This window comes from Mucilaginibacter sp. (assembly GCF_041088075.1).
Taxonomy (GTDB): Bacteria; Bacteroidota; Bacteroidia; order Sphingobacteriales; family Sphingobacteriaceae; genus Mucilaginibacter_A.
On sequence record NZ_JBGCVY010000056.1, the window covers coordinates 62,175 to 83,551 of the forward strand.

At 41.6% G+C, this 21,377-nt stretch carries 19 protein-coding genes and 1 tRNA gene; 12 read left to right on the forward strand and 8 right to left on the reverse strand.

Annotated features, from left to right (window positions below):
- Positions 1-8: 8 nt before the first annotated feature.
- On the forward strand, positions 9-455 hold the full coding sequence (locus V5804_RS13590) for a hypothetical protein (RefSeq protein WP_369591942.1): 447 nt from the start codon (positions 9-11) through the stop codon (positions 453-455).
- Here the strand turns inward: V5804_RS13590 and V5804_RS13595 are convergent.
- Complete coding sequence (locus tag V5804_RS13595; protein WP_369591943.1) at positions 452-2,812, reverse strand: BamA/TamA family outer membrane protein; 2,361 nt, start codon at positions 2,810-2,812, stop codon at positions 452-454. The two genes, V5804_RS13590 and V5804_RS13595, sit on opposite strands and share 4 nt — an antisense overlap.
- Between V5804_RS13595 and V5804_RS13600 the strand changes: the two genes are divergently transcribed.
- The 3 genes from V5804_RS13600 to V5804_RS13610 all read left to right on the forward strand — a co-directional run bounded on the left by V5804_RS13600 (position 2,803) and on the right by V5804_RS13610 (position 3,871).
- Positions 2,803-3,552: a TrmH family RNA methyltransferase gene (locus V5804_RS13600; RefSeq protein ID WP_369591944.1), complete on the forward strand. Its 750-nt coding sequence runs from the start codon at positions 2,803-2,805 to the stop codon at positions 3,550-3,552. The genes V5804_RS13595 and V5804_RS13600 overlap by 10 nt on opposite strands.
- Positions 3,553-3,598: 46 nt before the next feature.
- Positions 3,599-3,672: transfer RNA gene (locus tag V5804_RS13605), tRNA-Cys, on the forward strand.
- Positions 3,673-3,697: 25 nt separating this feature from the next.
- The gene (locus V5804_RS13610) at positions 3,698-3,871 is read left to right on the forward strand and encodes a spore protein (RefSeq protein ID WP_369591945.1); all 174 of its coding nucleotides are present in this window, start codon (positions 3,698-3,700) and stop codon (positions 3,869-3,871) included.
- A gap of 253 nt (positions 3,872-4,124) precedes the next feature.
- Here V5804_RS13610 and V5804_RS13615 read toward each other — a convergent pair whose 3' ends face one another.
- Both V5804_RS13615 and holA read right to left on the reverse strand, forming a co-directional pair.
- A complete protein-coding gene (locus V5804_RS13615; protein WP_369591946.1) occupies positions 4,125-5,177 on the reverse strand; it encodes a quinone-dependent dihydroorotate dehydrogenase in 1,053 nt (350 codons plus the stop codon).
- Positions 5,178-5,209: 32 nt separating this feature from the next.
- Entirely contained in the window at positions 5,210-6,232 is a 1,023-nt protein-coding gene (holA, locus tag V5804_RS13620; RefSeq protein WP_369591947.1) for a DNA polymerase III subunit delta, read from the reverse strand.
- Positions 6,233-6,298: 66 nt separating this feature from the next.
- Here holA and V5804_RS13625 point away from each other — a divergent pair, with 66 nt between their 5' ends.
- Positions 6,299-6,766, forward strand: a complete 468-nt coding sequence (locus V5804_RS13625; RefSeq protein WP_369591948.1) for a type I restriction enzyme HsdR N-terminal domain-containing protein — start codon at positions 6,299-6,301, stop codon at positions 6,764-6,766.
- Between the two features lie 49 nt (positions 6,767-6,815).
- A complete protein-coding gene (locus V5804_RS13630) occupies positions 6,816-7,274 on the forward strand; it encodes a hypothetical protein (RefSeq protein WP_369591949.1) in 459 nt (152 codons plus the stop codon).
- Positions 7,275-7,290: 16 nt separating this feature from the next.
- On the opposite strand, the gene V5804_RS13635 is transcribed toward V5804_RS13630, so the two are convergent.
- The 3 genes from V5804_RS13635 to V5804_RS13645 form a co-directional block, all read right to left on the reverse strand.
- Complete coding sequence (locus tag V5804_RS13635; protein WP_369591950.1) at positions 7,291-7,473, reverse strand: hypothetical protein; 183 nt, start codon at positions 7,471-7,473, stop codon at positions 7,291-7,293.
- A gap of 193 nt (positions 7,474-7,666) precedes the next feature.
- The gene (locus V5804_RS13640; RefSeq protein WP_369591951.1) at positions 7,667-7,903 is read right to left on the reverse strand and encodes a hypothetical protein; all 237 of its coding nucleotides are present in this window, start codon (positions 7,901-7,903) and stop codon (positions 7,667-7,669) included.
- Between the two features lie 58 nt (positions 7,904-7,961).
- Positions 7,962-10,748: a valine--tRNA ligase gene (locus tag V5804_RS13645; protein ID WP_369591952.1), complete on the reverse strand. Its 2,787-nt coding sequence runs from the start codon at positions 10,746-10,748 to the stop codon at positions 7,962-7,964.
- A 412-nt stretch (positions 10,749-11,160) separates the two neighbouring features.
- Here V5804_RS13645 and V5804_RS13650 point away from each other — a divergent pair, with 412 nt between their 5' ends.
- Entirely contained in the window at positions 11,161-13,164 is a 2,004-nt protein-coding gene (locus tag V5804_RS13650; RefSeq protein ID WP_369591970.1) for a M13 family metallopeptidase, read from the forward strand.
- Between the two features lie 204 nt (positions 13,165-13,368).
- On the opposite strand, the gene V5804_RS13655 is transcribed toward V5804_RS13650, so the two are convergent.
- Positions 13,369-14,847 carry a capsule assembly Wzi family protein gene (locus V5804_RS13655; RefSeq protein WP_369591953.1) on the reverse strand — a complete coding sequence of 493 codons (1,479 nt, stop codon included), beginning with the start codon at positions 14,845-14,847 and terminating at the stop codon, positions 13,369-13,371.
- Between the two features lie 255 nt (positions 14,848-15,102).
- On the opposite strand from V5804_RS13655, the gene V5804_RS13660 reads away from it, so the two are divergent.
- From V5804_RS13660 to V5804_RS13680, 5 genes are all read left to right on the forward strand, one after another.
- Positions 15,103-15,789 carry a hypothetical protein gene (locus tag V5804_RS13660; protein WP_369591954.1) on the forward strand — a complete coding sequence of 229 codons (687 nt, stop codon included), beginning with the start codon at positions 15,103-15,105 and terminating at the stop codon, positions 15,787-15,789.
- Between the two features lie 318 nt (positions 15,790-16,107).
- Positions 16,108-17,058, forward strand: a complete 951-nt coding sequence (locus tag V5804_RS13665; RefSeq protein WP_369591955.1) for an NAD-dependent epimerase/dehydratase family protein — start codon at positions 16,108-16,110, stop codon at positions 17,056-17,058.
- A gap of 114 nt (positions 17,059-17,172) precedes the next feature.
- Positions 17,173-18,363: a glycine C-acetyltransferase gene (gene kbl, locus V5804_RS13670; protein WP_369591956.1), complete on the forward strand. Its 1,191-nt coding sequence runs from the start codon at positions 17,173-17,175 to the stop codon at positions 18,361-18,363.
- 469 nt (positions 18,364-18,832) lie between these two features.
- The gene (locus tag V5804_RS13675) at positions 18,833-19,510 is read left to right on the forward strand and encodes a hypothetical protein (protein WP_369591957.1); all 678 of its coding nucleotides are present in this window, start codon (positions 18,833-18,835) and stop codon (positions 19,508-19,510) included.
- A gap of 116 nt (positions 19,511-19,626) precedes the next feature.
- Positions 19,627-20,043: an acyl-CoA thioesterase gene (locus V5804_RS13680; RefSeq protein WP_369591958.1), complete on the forward strand. Its 417-nt coding sequence runs from the start codon at positions 19,627-19,629 to the stop codon at positions 20,041-20,043.
- Positions 20,044-20,125: 82 nt separating this feature from the next.
- On the opposite strand, the gene V5804_RS13685 is transcribed toward V5804_RS13680, so the two are convergent.
- Positions 20,126-21,115, reverse strand: a complete 990-nt coding sequence (locus V5804_RS13685; protein ID WP_369591959.1) for a D-alanine--D-alanine ligase — start codon at positions 21,113-21,115, stop codon at positions 20,126-20,128.
- Between the last annotated feature and the right edge of the window lie 262 nt (positions 21,116-21,377).

A 21,377-nucleotide genomic window follows, 5' to 3' on the forward strand; every position in this document is an offset into this window, starting at 1 on the left:
AGTTTATTTTGAAAGAAAACCCTTTTGCAAAAGAGGAAGTGGCCGTAGTTGCCTGTGATTCTGCCGGAACCCCGCAGGAAAACATCAACGGGCTGTTCAATTTTACGGTGAATGGTTTTAAAGAAGAGTTAAAGTTTGAAAACGGGATTGCTTTTTATCACCATAAATTAGAAAAATCGAGCTTTTTGTATTTAAAACACCGCGACGATTTTGGTTCGCATTCCCGCTTGTATTACATCTACAAACACGATTCTAAACTGGACCCTTACAGCATTAGTTGGAAGTTTCTGGTTGCCGTCCCGCTAATTTTGATCTTGTTTGGTTATTTGTTCAAACGCTTTATCATCATCGCCTTTGTGATTTTTTGCCTGTTCAGCTATTTTAATTATAACGGCGGCATGAGCCTGGGAACGTTTTTTGAAACCATTTTTGATGGCCTGAGGCACCTCTTTTAAAACGGCATCCCGATACCAAAATTTAATTGCATAAAACTGTATTTCTCGCCGTTGTTTTGCTGATAATTGTTTTTGAAGTCTCCGGAATAAAACAACTCGCTCAAATGGTTCAGCAAAACCCATTGTTCGCTTCCGCTAAACTGCGGGTCTTTAAATTTAAACCCGGCATCCAACCGGAAAACAAAGAAACCTAAATCTACGCGGACGCCGGTGCCGATGCCAACAGCAACGGTTTTGGGCAAAGTGGCTAGTGTAAATTGCCCGCCCGGGTTTTCCAAAGGCTGATCGTGCAAACGCCAAACGTTTCCAATATCCGTAAAAAGTGCGCCTTTTAATTTAGAACCAAAAAAATTGTTGGCAATTTTATAGCGGTATTCGGCATTGGCCACAATTTTAATTTCGCCAAACTGGTCTAAATATTTAAACCGGGCACGCTGGAGATCATCCGGATAAAAAGTGGCGCGGTTAAAACTGCCTGGCCCAAGCGTTCGGGGCAACCAGGCGCGCATATCATTGGTACCGCCCACATAAAAGTTTTTCTCGAAAATCAACTGGTTGCTGTTGCCGTATGGCACGCCGATTCCGGGATTGATACGGAAAATAAATTGCCGCTCTCCGCCCAAACTGTGGTAAAAACGCAAGTCGGCCTCGCCTTTTGCGTACTGCGAAAATGCTTGGCCAAAAACAGTATGCTGGCCAAGCGTATCACGTTTTGTATTGGCCAATTTACTGATCAGGGCCAGCGAGTTTCCGCCCAAATCCAAACTTCCCCTAAAGAAAATAAAATTTTGGTAGCTGGTCAACAAGCCGTAGTTTTTAGAAAAAGTATATTGACTCCCGGCTGTAAAAACGGTCCGGCCAATCAAATAAATGTACGAGTAGCGGTTGTCGGCCAATAAATCCTGCCTTGCTTTGGGATCAATCGTACCCGAAGAAAACTGGATATTGATGGGCGTAAAAGAATGCTGTTTGAGGTTGTTTTCGGCCCAATCGTAAGTAATAGAGTTGATGATGTTGCGCCGGGCCACCAAACCACTTTGAAAAAAATAATTGTAATTGGAAGCAAAGGTTGTATGTGGGATACCATACAATCCGGAAGCACGGATGCCAAAAGGGGAAATAATGCCCGGATAAGTAAGGTTGGCGCCAATTTTAAAATCCTGGTTTTGGATGCCGTTGTTCAAAGCCGACTGCTCTTTGGCGTTGTCGTACAAAATGCTGTAGTTAAATTTTACCTGCAAAATTTCGGCACCGCCAAATAAATTACGGTTGGTATAAGTGTTGGCCAAGTTGAAACCGTAACGGCCATTGTTGAAAATAAATTCGGCCTCTACGCGGTTAGACATTTTTTTCAGCGGGATCAGTTCCAAGCGCGTGTCCAATCGGTTGGTGCTGTCGGGTGTTTTGGTGTAGGCCGGGCTTGGAACGTTTCTAAAAACATTTAATTCAGACAAACGCATGGTGGTCAGCGTTTGGTTGTTGATGTTGTACAATTGCCCTTTTTTCTGAAAAATATACCGGGTGATCGTCTTCGGTTTAAACTTTCCCGAAAAATCCACAAACCGAAACTGCGAATCCAATTGTAAAGTATCGGCTTTGCCGCGCGCCCTTCCGGAGCTTCGGTCAACCACGATCAACGTATTATTGATGGTAAAAGGAGTATGCGCTTGTTTGCCTGCCGGGTTGTCCACCACCAAATCCACATCCACCAAACCTTTGTTTAAAGCGGTATCAACCGAAAAATTAACGTATTGGCGGTAAAAATCGTAGTAGCCGTTGCGCTTCATCAACTGGTAAAACTGTTCGCGGTCAAACGCCAAACTGTCTTCATCATATCGTTTTGCCGGCCTAATGTGCGTGATCAAATTTTTATTGGCCTGATACAAAACTGCCAGTTTCGGGTCGGCAATACTGTCTTTATAACGGCGCACTTTAAACATCGTCCCCGGCGTAACGGTAAAAATCAGTTCGGCTTTTTTATTTTTGATTTTGATGTCATCGGCAACCCGCGCATTTAAAAAGCCTTTGTTCTGCAAAAATTTCTGGATTTGCACCCGGGAAAACTCTACCAGATCGCTGTCTAAAATGGCTGGTGGTTCGCCAATATTCTTCTTTCCGTTTTTGCTAAAGGCATAATAAAACTGCAGGTTTACGATACTGTTGGGCTGCTGCTGCTTGTCCACATAATTTTTTGCCGGCTCGGCAAATTCTTCGCTGATGCCTTTCACCGTAATTTTGCGCACTAAAGATTGGTTTGGTTTCAACCTCCGCGTAATGCTGCAGCCGGAAACCAGGATCAGGCTTAAAATACTTAAAATTGCAACAGCATTTAGTTTAGCGTACACGTATGGTTTCAAATCAAATCTCTTTTTTAAAATCATTACAACAAAAGAAGCACCGGAAAGCGCATGGCCTGTTCCTGGTTGAAGGGCTGAAATCTGTTTCCGACTTTTTGCATTCAGATTTTTATACGGTAAAAACAGTATTTCATACGCCGCATTCAGCATCAAAAATGCTGAAAGTTTCGGGTAAAATAAAGCTTGAAGAAGTTTCGTCGGCGGAACTTGAAAAAATAAGCAGCCTTACTACGCCGCAGGAAGTAATTGCGCTGGTAGCAATCCCGGAAACCAACCAAATTGAACCACAACAGTTGGCCGATAAGTTTACCTTGGTTTTGGATGGAATACAGGATCCGGGGAATTTAGGAACAATCATCCGCACGGCAGATTGGTTTGGCATTTCGCAAATTATTTGTTCCGAAGATACCGTTGATGTTTACAACCCAAAAGTGGTGCAGGCCACGATGGGCTCGCTGTCGCGGATCAAAGTGCATTATGCCAACTTGCTTCTTTTACTGCCCCAAATTAAGCAACCCGTTTTTGGCGCGATGCTGCACGGCGAAAACATCTACCAAACCAATTTTGGCAGCGAAGGCTTGATTTTGATGGGCAACGAAGGCAACGGCATCCGGCCAGAAATCCAAGATTTGATCAACCGGCAAATTACGATACCGCAAACCGGCAAAGCAGAATCCTTAAACGTGGCCATTGCTACGGCTATTTTTTGCAATGAAATCAGCCGGAACCGATTGAAATAAAAATTGCCCGAAAAGAATATTTTGTTATTTTTGCACGCTTAAACAGGGTCGGGTGGCCGAGTGGCTAGGCAGAGGTCTGCAAAACCTTTTACAGCGGTTCGAATCCGCTCCCGACCTCCACAAAAAATATTAAAAAACAAAGATCATGGGCGTTACGCGTTTAAAAAGAAAAGATAGAAAAAACAAAACTGTTTCCCGTTTGGAAGTACAGCATTTAAAATTAGCTACCGATTTAGAATTGGGTTCCCGTTCTGTTCAGCCTAAAAACGACCAGTTGGCCAAAAACAACGCAGCGATCCGTATTGCTTCGGGTAAATAAACAAGTACTTCTTTTACCAGGTAAAAATATACAAATCCTGTTTGCGTTTTTGGCGGACAGGATTTTTTTGTTTGTCATTTCGACCGCAGTGAGAAATCCTCTTCAAATTTACTTAGATTTTCCTTTTGAAAAAAGATTTCTCCCTTCGGTCGAAATGACAAAAGCCACCAATTTTTACCCGATAAAAGAAGCATTTTATTTTTCGCTTTGATGAAGGTATCTCCCTTCGGTCAAAATGACAGCGCGGATCTAATCAATTTCCTTTTCTCAGCAACCTCTGATTAATTCTTTTAATCAACCCCGGCCCTTCATAAATAAAACCTGTATACAATTGCACCAGCGAAGCACCGGCTTCCAATTTTTCAAAAGCATCTTGTGCCGAATGTATCCCGCCAACACCAATGATTGGAAACGCTTTTCCTGATTTTTTGGATAAATATCGGATTACTTCTGTTGATCGTTTGGTTAAAGGTTTGCCGCTTGATCCACCGGTTTCGTTTTTGATTTTTTGCGGAGAAGTTAACCCTTCTCTGCTGATGGTTGTGTTAGTTGCAATTACGCCTGCAATTCCGCTTTCTTTTACAATTTCGATAATATCATCCAATTGTTCATTGGTCAAATCAGGCGCGATTTTGAGCAGGATTGGCCGCGAAATATCATTTTTCCGGTTGCGTTGCTGCAAGGTTTGCAATAGTTTTTTTAATGGTTCTTTTTCCTGCAATTCGCGCAAACCGGGCGTATTCGGCGAGCTTACATTCACCACGAAATAATCAACCACATCAAAAAGCCGGTCGAAACATTTGATATAATCGCTTACCGCATCTTCATTGGGCGTATTTTTATTTTTGCCGATGTTGCCGCCGATGATTAGGTTTGAGGTGTGAGGTGTGAGGTGTGAGGTGCGATAACGGCGAAGGCGTTCTGCAACTACATCAACGCCTAAATTATTGAAACCCATGCGGTTAATCAATCCGGCATCTTGCGGCAAACGGAACATTCTTGGTTTTGGGTTTCCGGGTTGCGGCAAAGGCGTTACCGTTCCAACTTCTACAAAACCAAAACCGAGGTTGGCCATTTCGCCCATCAATTCTCCGTTTTTATCGAAACCGGCGGCCAAACCAACCGGGTTTTTAAATTTCAAGCCAAAAACTTCCCGTTCTAATTTTGGGTTTTCTATGCTAAAAACAGCACGGCTGATAGCTGCTGCACCCGGAAACTTGTTAACACTTTTCAAACCTGCCGTTACAAAATGGTGTATTTTTTCGGGGTCGAATTGAAAGAAAAGCGGACGGATAAGTTTGTACATAAAATGCGGATACTGTTTTTAGCACCTAAAAATCAGTGTAAAATTTTAAAAATTAATTCTTTCATCAGTTCGCCGTTATCGGCTGTTGAATTTACGCCTTTACTTTTTAAATCGTAATCGCGCAGCAAACTGATGACTTGTAGTGTTTTATTAAAGTTGAAAGTTCGGCTGGCCTGCTCAAAATCTTTTACAAAGTACGGACCAACGCCTAAAGTTTTTGCCACATTTTGCGGTGATTTATCCGGCAGATAATGAAATTTGAGTACTTTGATAAAGTAATAATTTAAGTTGCCCAAAACCAGCACAAAGGGGTTTGCTTTTTGGTTGGCTTCAAAATAATTGATGATGCGGTTTGCTTTCAACACATCTTTCCGGCTCAATGCAGTTTGCAATTCAAACACATTGTATTCTTTGCTGATGCCGATGTTGTCTTGGATATCTTGCGTCGAAATTTCCTGTCCTGCTGCAACATTCAGCATTAATTTTTCCAGTTCGTTGGCAATCTTGGATAAATCATTTCCTAAATATTCTGATAACAATGCCGAAGCTTGCGGTTGTATCTTATAATTTTTTGCAGCTACAAATTGTTCTACAAAAGCCGGAACTTTGCTATCGTACAAAGGCGAAGATTCGAAAACTAAACCATTTTTTTCGATGGCTTTGTACGTTCTTTTGCGCTTGTCAAACTTGCCATACTTGTAACAAAAAACCAAAATTGTACTTTTCAGCGGGTTTTCCAAGTAAGCTAAAACCGGGTTGATGTGTTTCTTGTTCTCGTCATCGCTGCCCCACTTCATGTCCTGTGCTTCTTTTACCAGCACAATTTGGTAATCGGCCATCATCGGGTAACGTTTTGCCGCGTTGATCACCGCCATCGGGTCGGTATCTTTTCCGTAAAAAACAGTTTGGTTAAAACCACGTTCCGCTTCGCTAAGCAACTCATGTTCAATGTAATTGCTCACCTCATCAATAAAATAAGGCTCCTCGCCGTGCAGCAAATACAGCGGTTTCAGTTTCCGGCTTTTCAGGTCTTTCAGTAGCTCGTTCGCAGTCATATTTCCAACCGCCAAATTACAAAATCCCTTTAGGTTTGCTGTCAATTATTACCGATTTTCGTGCCGATGGAACTCCTTTGCCCGCTCAACCTGCCGCCCTACCCTTTCCAAATTACCGAACGCAACAACAAGTTCTTTTTGTTTGATGAGATCCGCAAAAAAACTTTGTTGATAACGCCGGAAGAATGGGTGCGCCAACATTTCATCCAATATTTAATATTGCAAAAGAAGTATCCCAAAAGTTTGATCCAATTGGAAGGCGGTTTGAAACTGAACGGACAGTCCAAACGATCGGATATTTTAATTTTTAATTCGCGAGGAGAAAAAATTTTGCTGGTAGAATGCAAAGCGCCGTCCGTAAAAATTACACAAGCTGCGTTTGATCAAATTGCAAGATATAACATTGTTCACCGCGTTCCTTTGCTTGCCGTAACCAATGGATTAGAGCATTTTTATTGCCAAATTGATTTTGAGCAGGAGAAATATTTTTTCGTGGATAAATTGCCTGATTATGAAGATTTAAGCCCGAAATAACGTAACTTTTTGCAACCAGGTTTCCGTATAAGAGAAAAACCTAAGTTGTATGACCAATCAACTCAACCTCAATTACCGGAACGCGAATGCCAACTTAAACAAACTTTGGCTTTACAGCAGCATTTTTTTATCGGCTTTGGTGCTGGTTACGCTTTGTTCGTCGGTTGCAATTTTACCGGCAGCTTTTTACCTCGGCAATGTGGTGTTGTGCGTATTATTTATCATCGTGGTTTTTGTTTTCAAATTTAAAAAGAAGCCGGTTGAATTGGTTAAAATCGAAGAAAACCAATTGCAATATTTTTGTCCGATAAAAAAGGAAACGGTTGTGATCCCGACCCATGAAATTACCAAAGTAACCACCCAATTTTGCGAATTGCAGATCCATACTTATAACCGCACGCATTGCCTCAACTTAAAAAAAATCAAACAGGAACAACAACGCTGGGAAATCAAAGAAATGATTAAAAAGTTTGCCGTTGAAAATGAGAAACGGGCTTGTGGGTTTTGAAACTTATACTTGCTTATCAACTAACATCTTCCCCGGATTTCATTAACTTGTAATTTCGATAAGCGGCAAACAACAAATAAGAACTGGCAATCAAATTCCAGGTGATAGAAAAACTGTTTTTGGCAGATTTATTATAAACTGCACTATACAAAGCTTCACCCAAAATTAAAATACCGGCGATTAGGGAAATGTAAAACATGGTTTTAGGCTTCATACAAACATGTAATTTTTAAATATACCGAAATTACAATTTAATTGTTGCTTAAAATATACCGGTAAAAGAAGCATTGTTTTTTGTCATTTCGAACAAAGGGAGAAATCTTCTTTCAACGAGAATTAATACATTTCGCTTCGAATAAGATTTCTCCCTTTGGTCGAAATGACAGCAAATATCAACTTTTAAAATACAAGCCAATAACCATCAAGGCCAAAGCAAAAAACAAACCTACAAACCATTTGATCATGTCAGTTTTAGCATTAGCCAAATCTTCTTTCGAAGCCAAATGGCTGGTTTTATCCACAACTGTTTTATCAACCTTAGCCTCTATGTAAGCCGTCAGACTCTCGGCGGTGTCTTTATCCAGTTTCTCGCTTAACAAAGAGTACAATTGAGTTATACTGATATTCATATTTTTAATATTATTAGCAAGAGACTTCTAATATACAACTAAAATCTTAAAACAATCACTATACCAATCCCGCCAAACCTTCTTCCAGCATTTTAATTTTGGCTTCGGCATCGGCTTTTTTCTGTTGCTCGTTGGCTACAATTTCGGCTTTGGCATTTTGCACAAAACGTTCGTTGCTTAACTTGGATGTTACCGATTTTAGGAAACCTTGCAAGTAAGCCAGTTCTTTTTGGATACGTTCACGTTCTGCTGCTGCATCAATTTGATTGGAAAGTTCGATAAAAAATTCATCTGTTCCGGCAATAAAATTGGCGGCACCAGCAAGCTTATCTTGGATAAAAGTAACTTCACTTAGATTCCCCAATTTGGATAAAATCGGAACATAAGTTGGATAATAAATTTCAAAATTGGATTTGATAGCCAATGGCAAAGCTTCTTTCGGAGAAATCTGTTTTACGTTGCGCGTATTCCTGATTTCGGATACTACTTCTTTTATCGTACTAATTTCATTGAGCAATTTTAAATTGATTTCTCCGATTTTTGGTTGTTGTGCCACAATGCAACAATCCAATTCAGCGCGTTCTCCAAACAATTCATCATGCCATAATTCTTCGGTCAAAAAAGGCATAAAAGGATGGACAATCTTTAAAATATTTTCAAAAAAACCAACGGTTGCTTTATAAGTTGAAGCATCAATTGGCTGCTGATAAACCGGTTTTACCATTTCCAAGTACCAGGCGCAGAAATCGTCCCAGACCAACTTGTACGTTGTTATCAACGCTTCCGATAAACGGTATTGTTTAAAGTTTTCATCAATCTCCGTTAAAGCCTGGTTAAAACGACTTTGGAACCAAGCAATCGCAGTTTGATTTGGATTGGACAATTGTGCATCAACTTCCCAGCCTTTTACCAACCGAAAAGCGTTCCAGATTTTGTTGGCGAAATTTCTTCCCTGCTCACAATGACTTTCATCAAACATCAAATCGTTTCCGGCCGGAGAAGAAAAAAGCATCCCAACACGAACACCGTCGGCACCATATTTCTCAATTAAGTCCAGTGGGTCAGGAGAATTGCCTAAAGATTTAGACATTTTTCGACCCAATTTATCGCGTACAATTCCCGTTAAATAAACATTTTTAAAAGGTGCTTCGTGCTTAAATTCATATCCGGCCATGATCATCCGCGCTACCCAGAAAAACAGGATTTCGGGCGCAGTTACCAAATCATTGGTTGGATAATAATATTGTAGATCGGCATTGCCCATGCTGTTTTTACCACTAAAAAATTGGGAGTCGAAAACAGAAATCGGCCAAAGCCATGAAGAAAACCAGGTATCAACTACATCTTCATCCTGAGTTAAGTCGGAAAGTCCGAAAGTTGGAAAGTCAGAAAGAGGACTATCAGCCTTCCAGCCTTCGGGTCTTTCTGTCTTCCGGTCTTCCCGACTTCCTAACTTTCGGACTTCCTCCAAAGCTTCTTCGCGGGTTTTGGCCACCACAAATTGTCCGTTTGGCAAGTACCAGGCCGGGATCTGCTGGCCCCACCACAATTGCCGGCTGATGCACCAATCTTTCACGTTTTCCATCCAATACTTGTAGGTATTGATGAATTTATCTGGAATGAGTTTTACTTCTCCGTTTAAAACACAATCCAAAGCCGGCCCGGCCATTTCTTCCATTTTGCAAAACCATTGCATGGAAAGTTTGGGTTCGATTACGGCATCCGTCCGTTCCGAAAAACCAATTTGCGATTTGTATTCTTCTACTTTTTCCAGTGCTCCGGCTTCTTCTAAAACCTTGGCGATTTCTTTTCGCGCAGTAAAACGGTCTTTGCCGACTAAAATTTCCGCTTTTTCGTTCAGCGTTCCGTCATCGTTTAAAATATCTATCACTGGCAAATGGTGTTTCAGGCCGAGGTTGTAATCGTTCAAATCGTGTGCTGGCGTAACTTTTAAACAACCAGTCCCAAATTCCATCTCCACGTATTCATCGGTGATAATGGGGATTTCCCGATTAATCAACGGGATCACCACTTTTTTGCCGATAAAAGAAGCATAGCGTTCATCATTTGGGTTGATGCAAATCGCCGCATCGGCCATAATGGTTTCGGGGCGGGTGGTGGCAACGGTGAGGAAGTCGGGAAGCTGGGAAGTCCGAAAGTCCGAAAGTTCACTTTCCGTCGCTGCATCTTTCTGGCTTTCGGTCTTTCCGTCTTTCTGACTTTCCGACTCAACTACCTCATAACTAATATAATACAACTTCTGGTTCACTTCTTTGCGGATCACTTCTTCATCAGAAACAGCCGTTTTTCCTTGTGGGTCCCAATTGACCATGCGTACACCGCGGTAAATCCAGCCTTTTTTGTACAGGTGGATAAAAGTGTCAATTACGCCTTCGCTCATTTCTGGGTCCATGGTAAAACGCGTCCGGTCCCAATCGCAACTGGCGCCTAATTTTTTTAATTGTTCCAAAATAATACCGCCGTATTTCTCCTTCCATTCCCAAGCATAATCCAGAAACTCTGCGCGGGTGAGGTCTTTTTTGGCGATGCCACGTTCTTTCAGCATGGCCACAACTTTCGCTTCGGTAGCGATGGAAGCATGGTCTGTCCCCGGAACCCAACACGCATTTTTGCCCTGCATCCGCGCCCTTCTGATCAAAACATCCTGAATGGTATTGTTGAGCATGTGGCCCATATGCAAAACGCCGGTTACGTTTGGCGGCGGGATGACGATGGTATAAGGTTCGCGGCCATCAGGAACGGACTTAAAAAAGCCGTGTTCCATCCAATACTGGTACCATTTATTTTCGGTTTCTTTCGGGTTATATTTTGTTGGGATTTGCACAATATAAAAATCAGGGTAAATTATTTTATCAAAAATAGGCTTTAAGGCTGATTTTTGAAGAAAGTGGTTGGATAAAAAAACACCGATAAAAGAAGCATCCGGAAAACAAAATTTAACAAGCTTTTACGGATAACAATATCTTTACAATTAAAAGGAAAGCTTGTTGAAATGTTTAATTTGATGGCAACACTTGAAGAAAAGTCAAAAGCTGCTGTAATTTAACGGGTTAAGAAATCAACACCAATTTTATGCCGATAAAAGAAGCATCCGAAATTTGCAAATACTTCTTTTATCAACCTTTTTTATGCCGTATATTTAACATTTAATTAAAACAGAAACTAAATTTTTAAAGATGAATTTGAAGTACTCAGGATTGGCCATTACCAGTGCCGTTTTGTTTTCTATCGGTGCCATGGCCGGAAACGGCGAGCCGGTAAAAGGCGGAAAACCGGTTCCGCCAAAAAAGTTTATTGACCGTGCCAACATGGATTTGGCTGTAAAACCGGGCGACAATTTTTTTGAATACGCCAACGGCACCTGGCTTAAAAACAACGAAATCCCGGCCAAGGAAACCCGTTGGGGAAGTTTTAACGTGCTGCGCGATTTCAACATCAATGCCGTTAAAACACTGCTAAACAAAGCAGAAGCCGATAAAAACGCAGCACCGGGTTCCATCGAAAAACGCGTTGGCGATTTTTATGCTGCCGCGATGGACAGCGTAACCATCGAAAAATTGGGCTACACGCCTATCAAACCGGAACTGGATAAAATCAGCCGGATTACAGACTTGAACGGGGTTTTAAATGAAGTGGCCGTGATGCGTACTACCGGCATTGCTTCGCCGCTGTTTGGTTTTTATGTGGGTCAGGACAGCAAAAATGTAAACAAGATGATTGTGCATTTGAGCCAGGGCGGCACCTCTTTGCCCGACCGCGATTACTACTTGAAAAACGATGCCCGCACGCAAAAAATCCAGTCGGCGTACAAAAATTACATTGTTACCTTATTTACGTTGACCGGAACCGACCAGGCAACGGCCCAAAAAAATGCCGAAACTATTTTTGGTATCGAAAAAGCATTGGCAACCGCACAAATGAGCCGTGTTGAAATGCGCGACCCGCAAAAAACCTACAATAAATTTGCCGTTTCGGGTTTCAGCCAAACCACGCCCGATTTAAACTGGAACGATTTGATGGCCAAAATGAAAGTGAAAGGCCAGGATTCTATTGTGGTTAATAACCCGAAATTTTTTACCGATGAAGATGCTTTATTAAAAGCCACACCTTTAAACGATTGGAAAACTTATTTGCAATGGAATACATTGAAAGGTTCTGCCTCTTACTTAAGTTCCCCTTTTGTTAAGGCTCAATTTGCTTTTAGCCAGGTATTGTCTGGCCAAAAAGTACAAACACCAAGATGGCAACGGATGTCATCTTTAACAGATGGCGCCATTGGCGAATTGCTGGGACAACTGTATGTAAAAGAATATTTTACGCCGGAAGCGAAAGCAAGGATGACGGAACTGGTGGCCAACCTGCGCAAAGCTTTTGAAATCCGCATCAATAAATTGGATTGGATGAGCGACGTAACCAAGAAAAAAGCAATCGAAAAACTGCATGCTTTTACGCCTAAAATCGGTTACCCGGACAAATGGAAAAACTATAGTGGACTGGTAGTCAACAGAAATACGTTTTTTCAGAATGTAAAAAACTCTGACATTTGGGACTATAACGAAATGATCGGCTTTTTAGGCAAACCGGTTGACCGTAGCCGTTGGGGAATGACGCCGCCGACAGTCAACGCTTACTACAACCCAGTGATGAACGAAATCGTTTTCCCGGCTGGGATTTTACAGTTTCCTTTCTTCGACCCAAAAGCAGATGATGCCGTAAACTATGGTGGAATTGGTGCGGTAATCGGCCACGAAATGTCGCACGGTTTTGACGACCAGGGGAGCCAGTACGATAAAGACGGCACGTTGCGCAACTGGTGGACCGCCGAAGACCGCAAAAAGTTTGACGCCAAAACAGCCGCGTTGGCCAAGCAGTTCAGCGATTACACCATTTTAGACAGCATCCACTTAAACGGAAGACTGACTTTGGGCGAAAACATTGGCGATTTGGGCGGCTTAAACGTAGCTTACACGGCTTTTAAACTGACTAAGCAAGGCCAGGGCAATGAAAAAATTGACGGCTTTACACCCGATCAACGTTTCTTCCTTTCCTGGGCACAAGTTTGGCGAGGAAAAATTTTACCGGAATCGGCCGCACAACAAGTGGTAGTTGACCCACATTCGCCGGAGCAGTTCCGTGCCATTGGCGCGCCTGTAAACATGGATGCCTGGTACACGGCGTTCGATGTAAAACCCGGTGATAAATTGTACAAGAAACCGGAAGACCGGATTCGGATTTGGTAGGTTGATTCGAAATTTATTGGGATAAACGAAGCCCGTAATCTTTGGATTGCGGGCTTTTTTATTGTCTAACTTTATATTTGTTATTGTAAGAATTGGATTTTAAGGCATTCATAATAAAACCTAATTTAAACAGCAACCAAATTTTACCCTTTAAAAGAAGCATTCATAAACCATCAACAAATCTCACGTATCAAATCAAGCTAATCAAAATTTAAACTGCCCATCATTCCGAAACTGCCAATGCACACCCACCAAACCGCCAACATTGTGGCTAAAATCTCCGGCATCCAAAGCAAAACCGGCCGAAACTTTTAAACTTTTAGAAACACGGTAATACATTTCCTGCAAACTGTAAAACTGGCCTAAGTTGGGGCCGTTGTTTTGAAACTGGCCGCTGGTATAAGTCAGCAAAGTTTTCCCGGATAATTTATTGCTGAATTGAAGCGACAAGCCAATATGCCCGCCCACAATTTGGTTGTAAATGATGTTGTTGTTGCCCGGAATATTGTTGTTGCTCCAATCAAAAGGCTTGATGCCTCTTTGCTGAAAATAGGTGTAATCCTGGCCTCTTGTTCGGTTGATAAAAAGCGGCGTGCCTACAATTTGGCCATCATATTCCCAGCCCGTTCGGTAATAACCGTTGTTGTAATAAGCCTGGCGGTTCTCGGGCGGCGCATAACTGTCGGCGGTTTTGGTGTAAATAAACTCGAACAATAATTTTTTGACGAACGATCCTTCTTTTTTTGGCGTGATGCTTAAACCGGAAAGGTTGTCAACATTCCGAACATCTACGCCCCAGGTGTCGTCAAAAGGAGTTTGGTGATAAAAATGCAGCAGGTTTTTTTCTGTTTCCAAATCAAACCCAAATTCCAATACGCCGCGTTGGTCGCCTGCATGGTAAGCGGCATATTTGGCAGCATTCGGATCGAAGCCAGAACCATCATCGGCGTTGGTTGTGGAGAAAAACACGTTTAAATATCCTTTAAAAGACCGGTCTAACTGGATGCCGTCCCGCTTTCCGCCCCACTCCACGTAATGCTGCAAGCCGGCAAAAAACTTAAATTTTCTTTTTCCGGCACGCAGGTACAAGGTTTTTTCGTGATAATAAGAATCCAGGTAACGGTCGCGGCCAAGCCAGCCGTGGCTCAACTGCCCTTTTATTTGCAGCCAGCCGTTGGTAAAAGGCACGTTTACATAATCGGTTAAAGCAATGCCGATTTTGGGGATCGGCAGCGCATTTCCGCTCACGCCCAACGATCCGCTGGACAAATTTTTGTCCGATTCCCCCGGAATATCCTTAAACCTCCCGTACCTGATTTCCAAATGTTTATAGCCTGCTTTTACGTATCCTTCCTGAAAAATAACATTTTGAAAACGATTGTTATTAATGATGTTGGCTCCGTATTTTACATAAAACAAAGGTTGTTCGATGTTGGTTAAATTAGATTTGCTGACATACTTTTTGCCAAAAACATGCGTATTGTTAAAGCCAATGTAAGTGGAAGCATCGTACTGCTGATCGGTTATGGCGCCCCAACGGTTGGCAACCAGCCACAAAGGCTGATAACCATCTTTGGCAACCGTGCCGATGGAACCTGCGTTGACCTGCAAAGAATCCGCAAACTGGCAAAAGCCACTGTAAGATATTAAAATGAAAACAAAAGAAAGTACAAGTCTTTTCATATGGGTCAAGATACTTGTTTTATATTAGAAAAAAATAAATTCGGCTGGCATGGCTATTATTAAATGAGAGGCTTGCCATTTAAACTTCCCGGTTACGGATTTTCGGGCTTAAAGTTTCTCTTCTTGTTTTTAAAAAACTTACAAACAAACCCAAACTTGCAACTTGTACTTGCATAATTTATTTTCAACCCAACAATTACAAACCACCAATTTTATACCGGTAAAAGAAGCATCTGAATTCTAAACTATTTGACCATGACTTTCGCCCAAAACATAAAAAAACGTTTGGAAGACCCGCTTAAAACTTTTCGGCTTTACCAAATCCTGATTGCCATCGTTTGTATGGTTGTACCTGCAATTTTAAGGCTGAGCGACCATGAAATTGTTTATCCGCAGAAAGTGAAATTGACCGGCATTGATATGCTCAAAGATTCGATACCGGCAATGGTGCAAGATTCTGTCAGGCACATCAAAAAAGACCGTTTAGGCTTTCGGTTAAGCATCAGTGATTATGTTTACAGTTACAACAGTTACCTTTTTGGGATGCTGCTTTGCATTGCCGCCATGTTGTTTATTTTTAACGGTGCCATCTATTTTAAAAATGAATATACGTTGAAAGTAAACAGCAAAGGCAAATGGTACAATGTTGTTTTGGGTGTAAGTTTGTTTGGCGTAATTTGTTTCCCTTCCCGGGATTTTACTTTTTTGCATTACACTTTTGCAAGTATATTTTTCTTTGGAAATGCTTTGGTAATTGGATTGTTCCACAATAAAAAAGACAGGATAAAAAGTATCATTATGTCGGTGCTGACGGTGGTGTTCCTGCTGCTTTCTTTGGTACTGAAACCGTTAACGCTGCTTTGGGGCGAATGGCTTTCGCTGATTGTTATTGCGCTACATTTTATTTTGGAATCCAAGTTGGTTAAATTGAGGGCAAGGTAAACATCTAATATTGCTTATCTTGGATTGATTTTTATAAAAAACAAAAAGCCATGTTAGTACAAATTCACAATTCGGTATTTTAGTTACAAGTTTCTAACCCTGCTTATTTAAACCTTTAACCTATCTTTCCAAAAAAGAAAACACCAAATTTTACCCGGTAAAAGAAGCATTGCCAATTGTTGCCAAGTTCCAACAACATCCGTAATCCGCACACCAAATTTTACCCGATAAAAGAAGTATCCCAATTTTAAGCCTTTATCAACAACATCCCTAATCCGGTTTCTTGTTTTTATCTTCGTGGAAATTTTTCTTCCAAAAATGATGAACAAAGAAAAAATACTGGTTATCGGTGCCAACGGGCAAATTGGCACGGCCTTGCTGCCCAAACTACAGGAAATTTATGGCGAAGACGGGGTTATTGCTTCCGATTTGCAGGCAACAAACCCGCCAAAATCAGTTTTTGAAACGCTGGATGCCACACAGCCAACCGCTTTGCAGGCGTTGATTAAAAAGCATAACATCACACAGGTTTACCATCTCGCGGCGGTTTTATCAGCAAAAGGGGAAGCCAACCCCTTGCAAGCCTGGGAAATCAACATGCAAACGTTGCTGAACGTGCTGGAAGCGGCAAGAAATTTAAACCTAAAAAAAGTATTTATACCGAGTTCTATTGCAGTTTTTGGCGAAAGTGCGCCGCATCAATTCACTCCGCAACAAGCTTATTTAGACCCAACTACGGTTTATGGGATCAGCAAAGTTGCGGCCGAAAACTGGTGTTTGTATTATCACAAACGCTATCAAGTTGATGTACGTTCGTTGCGCTATCCCGGCGTCATCGGCTATCAATCGCTGCCCGGCGGCGGCACTACGGATTATGCCGTGGAGATGTACCACAAAGCGGTTGCAGGCGAAAATTACACTTGCTATTTGCAGGAAAACACGCGTTTGCCCATGATTTATATGGAAGACGTTTTGCGGGCTACGATAGAACTGATGGAAGCTCCGGCAGATCAGATCAGCGTCAGGACTTCCTATAACCTGGCCGGAACCAGCTTTACGCCTGCGGAATTGTACGAAAATATCAAATTGCTTTTTCCCGATTTTCAATGTGGTTTTGTACCCGATTTCCGTCAGGCGATTGCCGATTCCTGGCCTGAATCTATTGATGATACTTCGGCACAAAAAGACTGGGGCTGGAAACCCAAGTTTGATTTATCTCAGATTACAACTGAAATGATTACACATTTATCCAAACAACTTATAGGATAGCTATTAGCTGTCAGCAGTCAGCTTTCAGCTAAAAATAATGAAATTTAGGCGATAAAAGAAGCATTGAGATTTTTAAACCGCCGGAATCAATCCACATATAAAATTCAAACCATTATGTATCAAACATTAAAAAACGTATTAGAAAACGAACTTGCCGAAATTGAAAAAGCAGGTTTATATAAAAAAGAACGGGTCATCACTTCGCCGCAGGGCGCGGAAATTACGGTGCAGGGTGGCAAACAGGTGATCAACTTTTGCGCAAACAATTACCTCGGCTTGTCTTCCAACCCAAAAGTAATGGAAGCTGCAAAACAAGCGGTTGATGCGCATGGCTACGGCCTGTCTTCGGTCCGTTTTATTTGCGGCACGCAGGACATCCACAAAGAACTCGAAAATAAGCTGTCGGAGTTTTTAGGAACGGAAGATACCATTTTGTATGCCGCCGCTTTTGATGCCAATGGAGGCGTTTTCGAACCGTTGTTTAACGAGCAGGACGCGATCATTTCTGACGAGCTGAACCATGCTTCCATCATTGACGGCGTGCGGTTGTGCAAAGCGCAACGCTACCGTTACAAGCACGACGACATGGCCGACCTGGAAGAAAAACTGAAAGCAACGCAAGATTTAAGGCACCGCATTATTGTTACCGACGGCGCATTTTCCATGGACGGCACGATTGCCCAATTGGATAAAATTTGCGACTTGGCCGATAAATACCAGGCTTTGGTGATGATTGACGAAAGCCATTGTTCAGGTTTTATGGGCAAAACCGGTCGCGGCACGCACGAACACCACCACGTGATGGGCCGCGTTGACATCATTACCGGCACGTTGGGCAAAGCATTGGGCGGCGCTTCCGGCGGTTTTACTTCCGGGCATAAAGAAATTATTGATCTGTTGCGCCAGCGTTCCCGTCCTTATCTTTTTTCCAACACGCTTGCCCCGGCCATTACCGGTGCTTCTATTAAAGTATTAGATATGCTGCGCGAAACCACCGAACTGCGCGACAAGCTGGAAAACAACACCAAATATTTCAGGGAGCAAATGACGGCTGCCGGTTTTGATATTAAGCCGGGCATCCACCCAATTGTGCCGGTAATGTTGTACGACGCCAAACTTTCCCAGGATTTTGCGGCCCGGATGCTCGAAGAAGGCATTTACGTCATCGGTTTTTATTATCCGGTGGTGCCGCAGGGAAAAGCACGTATCCGCGTACAAATTTCGGCCGCGCACGAGCAGGAACATTTGGATAAAGCGATTACGGCGTTTACAAAAGTTGGTAAGGAATTGGGGGTGATTGGATGATGGAGAATGTTATTCCTTTTCGGCTTCAATTGAAATTTTCAATTTGATTTATTTTCATAACTTTAATGTTAACAATTATGGTTGTGTTTCTAAATGTATGATGAACTTTTTTTGACTCAAAAAACAGATAAAACCGGAACAAATATTTTCATTTCTACAGCTAAATGTAAGTTGTAATTTGAAAAAATATTATTGGCTTTTATAGTCATCATACATTTGGAAACATAACCCAATTATAAATAAAATATGTCAGCTTCACTAAACAAACACGAACTGCTTACTGAAGTAAAAAAGCTTTCAAAGAAAGACCAATGGGTTTTTATTCATAAACTCCAGCAATGTTTTTGAAAAAACTGCAAGCAGGCAGAAATCATTATTTCAATTAACTTCCTTTCTGGTTTGGGTAGCGAGGTTTTGAAGGATAATGATATTAACAATATTTCCAGCGGTAACATTTAAGAAAAGTCAAATGAAAAAGAGAAAAATTTTAGTTTTACTAAGCATGATTATTTTGCTCTTAATTAATTGTAAAAAAGATGATTCTGCTGAAAGGGTTATTGTTAGTGGAAAAGCTTTTGACGAAATATTGCAGAAGCCTGTAAAGAATTTATCAGTATATGTTTATGATAATGTATGCGAAAACTTCGCTTGCCATTTTAATTCAGTTGTAGATTCTACAAGAACTGATGACAATGGTTATTATCATTTAAACTTTAAACCTAAAAATTTAAACTCTTTACATCTTGTGTGCAACTTTCCAAAAGGAATGTATGTTCGTGCCCGTAATCAAAATACTGACTTTGAATACCAATTAAGTAAAGGTAATTATACAGGCAAAGATTTTATTTTAGATAAAACTAGCGTGTTAAAAGCAAGGGTAATATTAACTAATAATCCTTTCCCACCTTTAAAAGTTTTTGATAATATTGATGGCCATATAGAGCAAGTGTATGGAACAAACAAAGATACAACCGTGCTATTGCGTACTGTTTGCAATGTTTATCATTCGATTGACCTCATAGCTTCTTCACCTGATGTAACTTATTATAGAAGAAGAACCGATAATATTCCTCCCAGTACTTATGCGGATACTATTTATCTCACTATACAAGCTGATCCAAATACATTCCCAATAAAAAAATATTAATTAAATTTTATTAGGTCGATTTGATGTGTTTGTATTAAATACGCATTGTGCTTTGCATCAATGAATTTTATTAACCTTTTTCCCGCATCTTGGCTTTTTTATTGTTAAAACCAAACATGAACATCCCCTACAGCATTTTTGAAAGCGAGTTTAAGGTGAGGCCGGACGACATTGACATGTTCCAACACGTGCACAACAGCAAATATTTTGATTATGTATTGGCTGCCCGTTATGACCAGATGGAGCGCTTTTACAACATGCCGATGGAAACTTTTATGCAGCAGGGTTTCGGCTGGGTGGTGCGCACAGCTTATGTGGATTACAAACGCGCGCTAACTTTGGGCGATACTTTTGTTGTGCGTACCGGCTTGGAAAGTTTTGAAGATAAAGGCTGCCGCGTGCAGTTCGAGATCATCAACCAAAAAACCAAAAAAACATGCTGCGATGGCTGGTTTGATTATATTTTGATTGACATCGCCACCGGCCGCGCGGCCAAAGTAAGCCAGGAAATGATTGAGAAATATACAATATAAGGTGAAAGGTAAAGGGTTGAAAGGTAAAAGGTGATGCAAGTTCTTTAGCTTTTCAACCTTTATCCTTTCACCTTCCTACCTTTCACCTCAAACTTTCCTCAATCAACCTCCCGTAAAACTCGCTTAAATTTAAACCGGCGGCGCGGACTTGCTGCGGGACCAAACTATTGGCCGATTGCCCCGGCGTAGTGTTGATCTCGATAAAATAGAAGTCGTCCGTTTCTTCCTGCAAAATAAAATCAACGCGTGTCATGCCTTTGCAGTTTAGTAATCGGTATGCTTCTTTTACAATGCTTTTTATGCGGAAGATTTGCGCGGAACTCAAACTGGCCGGCGTAATTTCCTGCGAAACACCGGGCGTGTATTTGGCTTCATAATCAAAAAACTCTTTCGAACTAATAATTTCTGTCGCCGGCAAAACCGTTATTTCATTTCCAAACTTCACGATGCCGATGCTAAATTCCCGGCCTCGGATAAATTCTTCTACCAAAACCTGTTCGTCTTCGGCAAAAGCTTTTTCCAACGCTTCGGGCAAGGCTTCTTTTACGTTCACTTTGCTCATGCCCACGCTGCTGCCTCCGTTGTTGGGTTTGATAAACAAAGGAAATTTCAGATGCTGAATTTGATCTGCCACCGCTTCTTTTTGCTGCCGGAAAACCTGTACCGAACCGGCCACATACAAATCCGGAATGCCTTTGACCACCGATTTGGTGTACGCTTTGTTCATGGTGATGGCCGAAGTTGCCGCATCGCAGTTGTTGTACGGGATGCCGATCATATCCAAATAGCCCTGCATTTTGCCGTCTTCGCCCGGCGTACCGTGGATGGTGATAAAAGCGGCATCAAACCTGATCTTTTCCCCGGCAATGGTCAGGCTGAAATCGTTTTTGTCAACCGCAATATTTTCGCCATCAGCAGAAACGTAGAACCAGTTTTGGCGGGTTACCAAAATGGTGTACACCTTGTATTTTTCGGGGTTCAGTTCGGTGGCAATGTTGCGGGCGCTGTTGATGGAAACTTCGTATTCGCCGGTATAACCTCCGGCCAGCAGGGCGATGTTTTTGGGAGTCATAATTCAAAGGTGACCAGAATTTTTAGGATTTAAGAATTTACGGAATTATTATTGGTCAAAAAAAGGTGTGTAAAAGAAGTATCTGCAATAATTGTCTTTGACCAGAATTTTTAGGATTTAAGAATTTACGGAATTATTATTGGTCAAAAAAAGGTGGGTAAAAGAAGTATCTACAACAATAATCTTTACCAGAATTTTCAGGATTGAGGAATTTTCAGAATGAAGTTTATCAAAAAAAAGGTGGGTAAAAGAAGCACCTCAA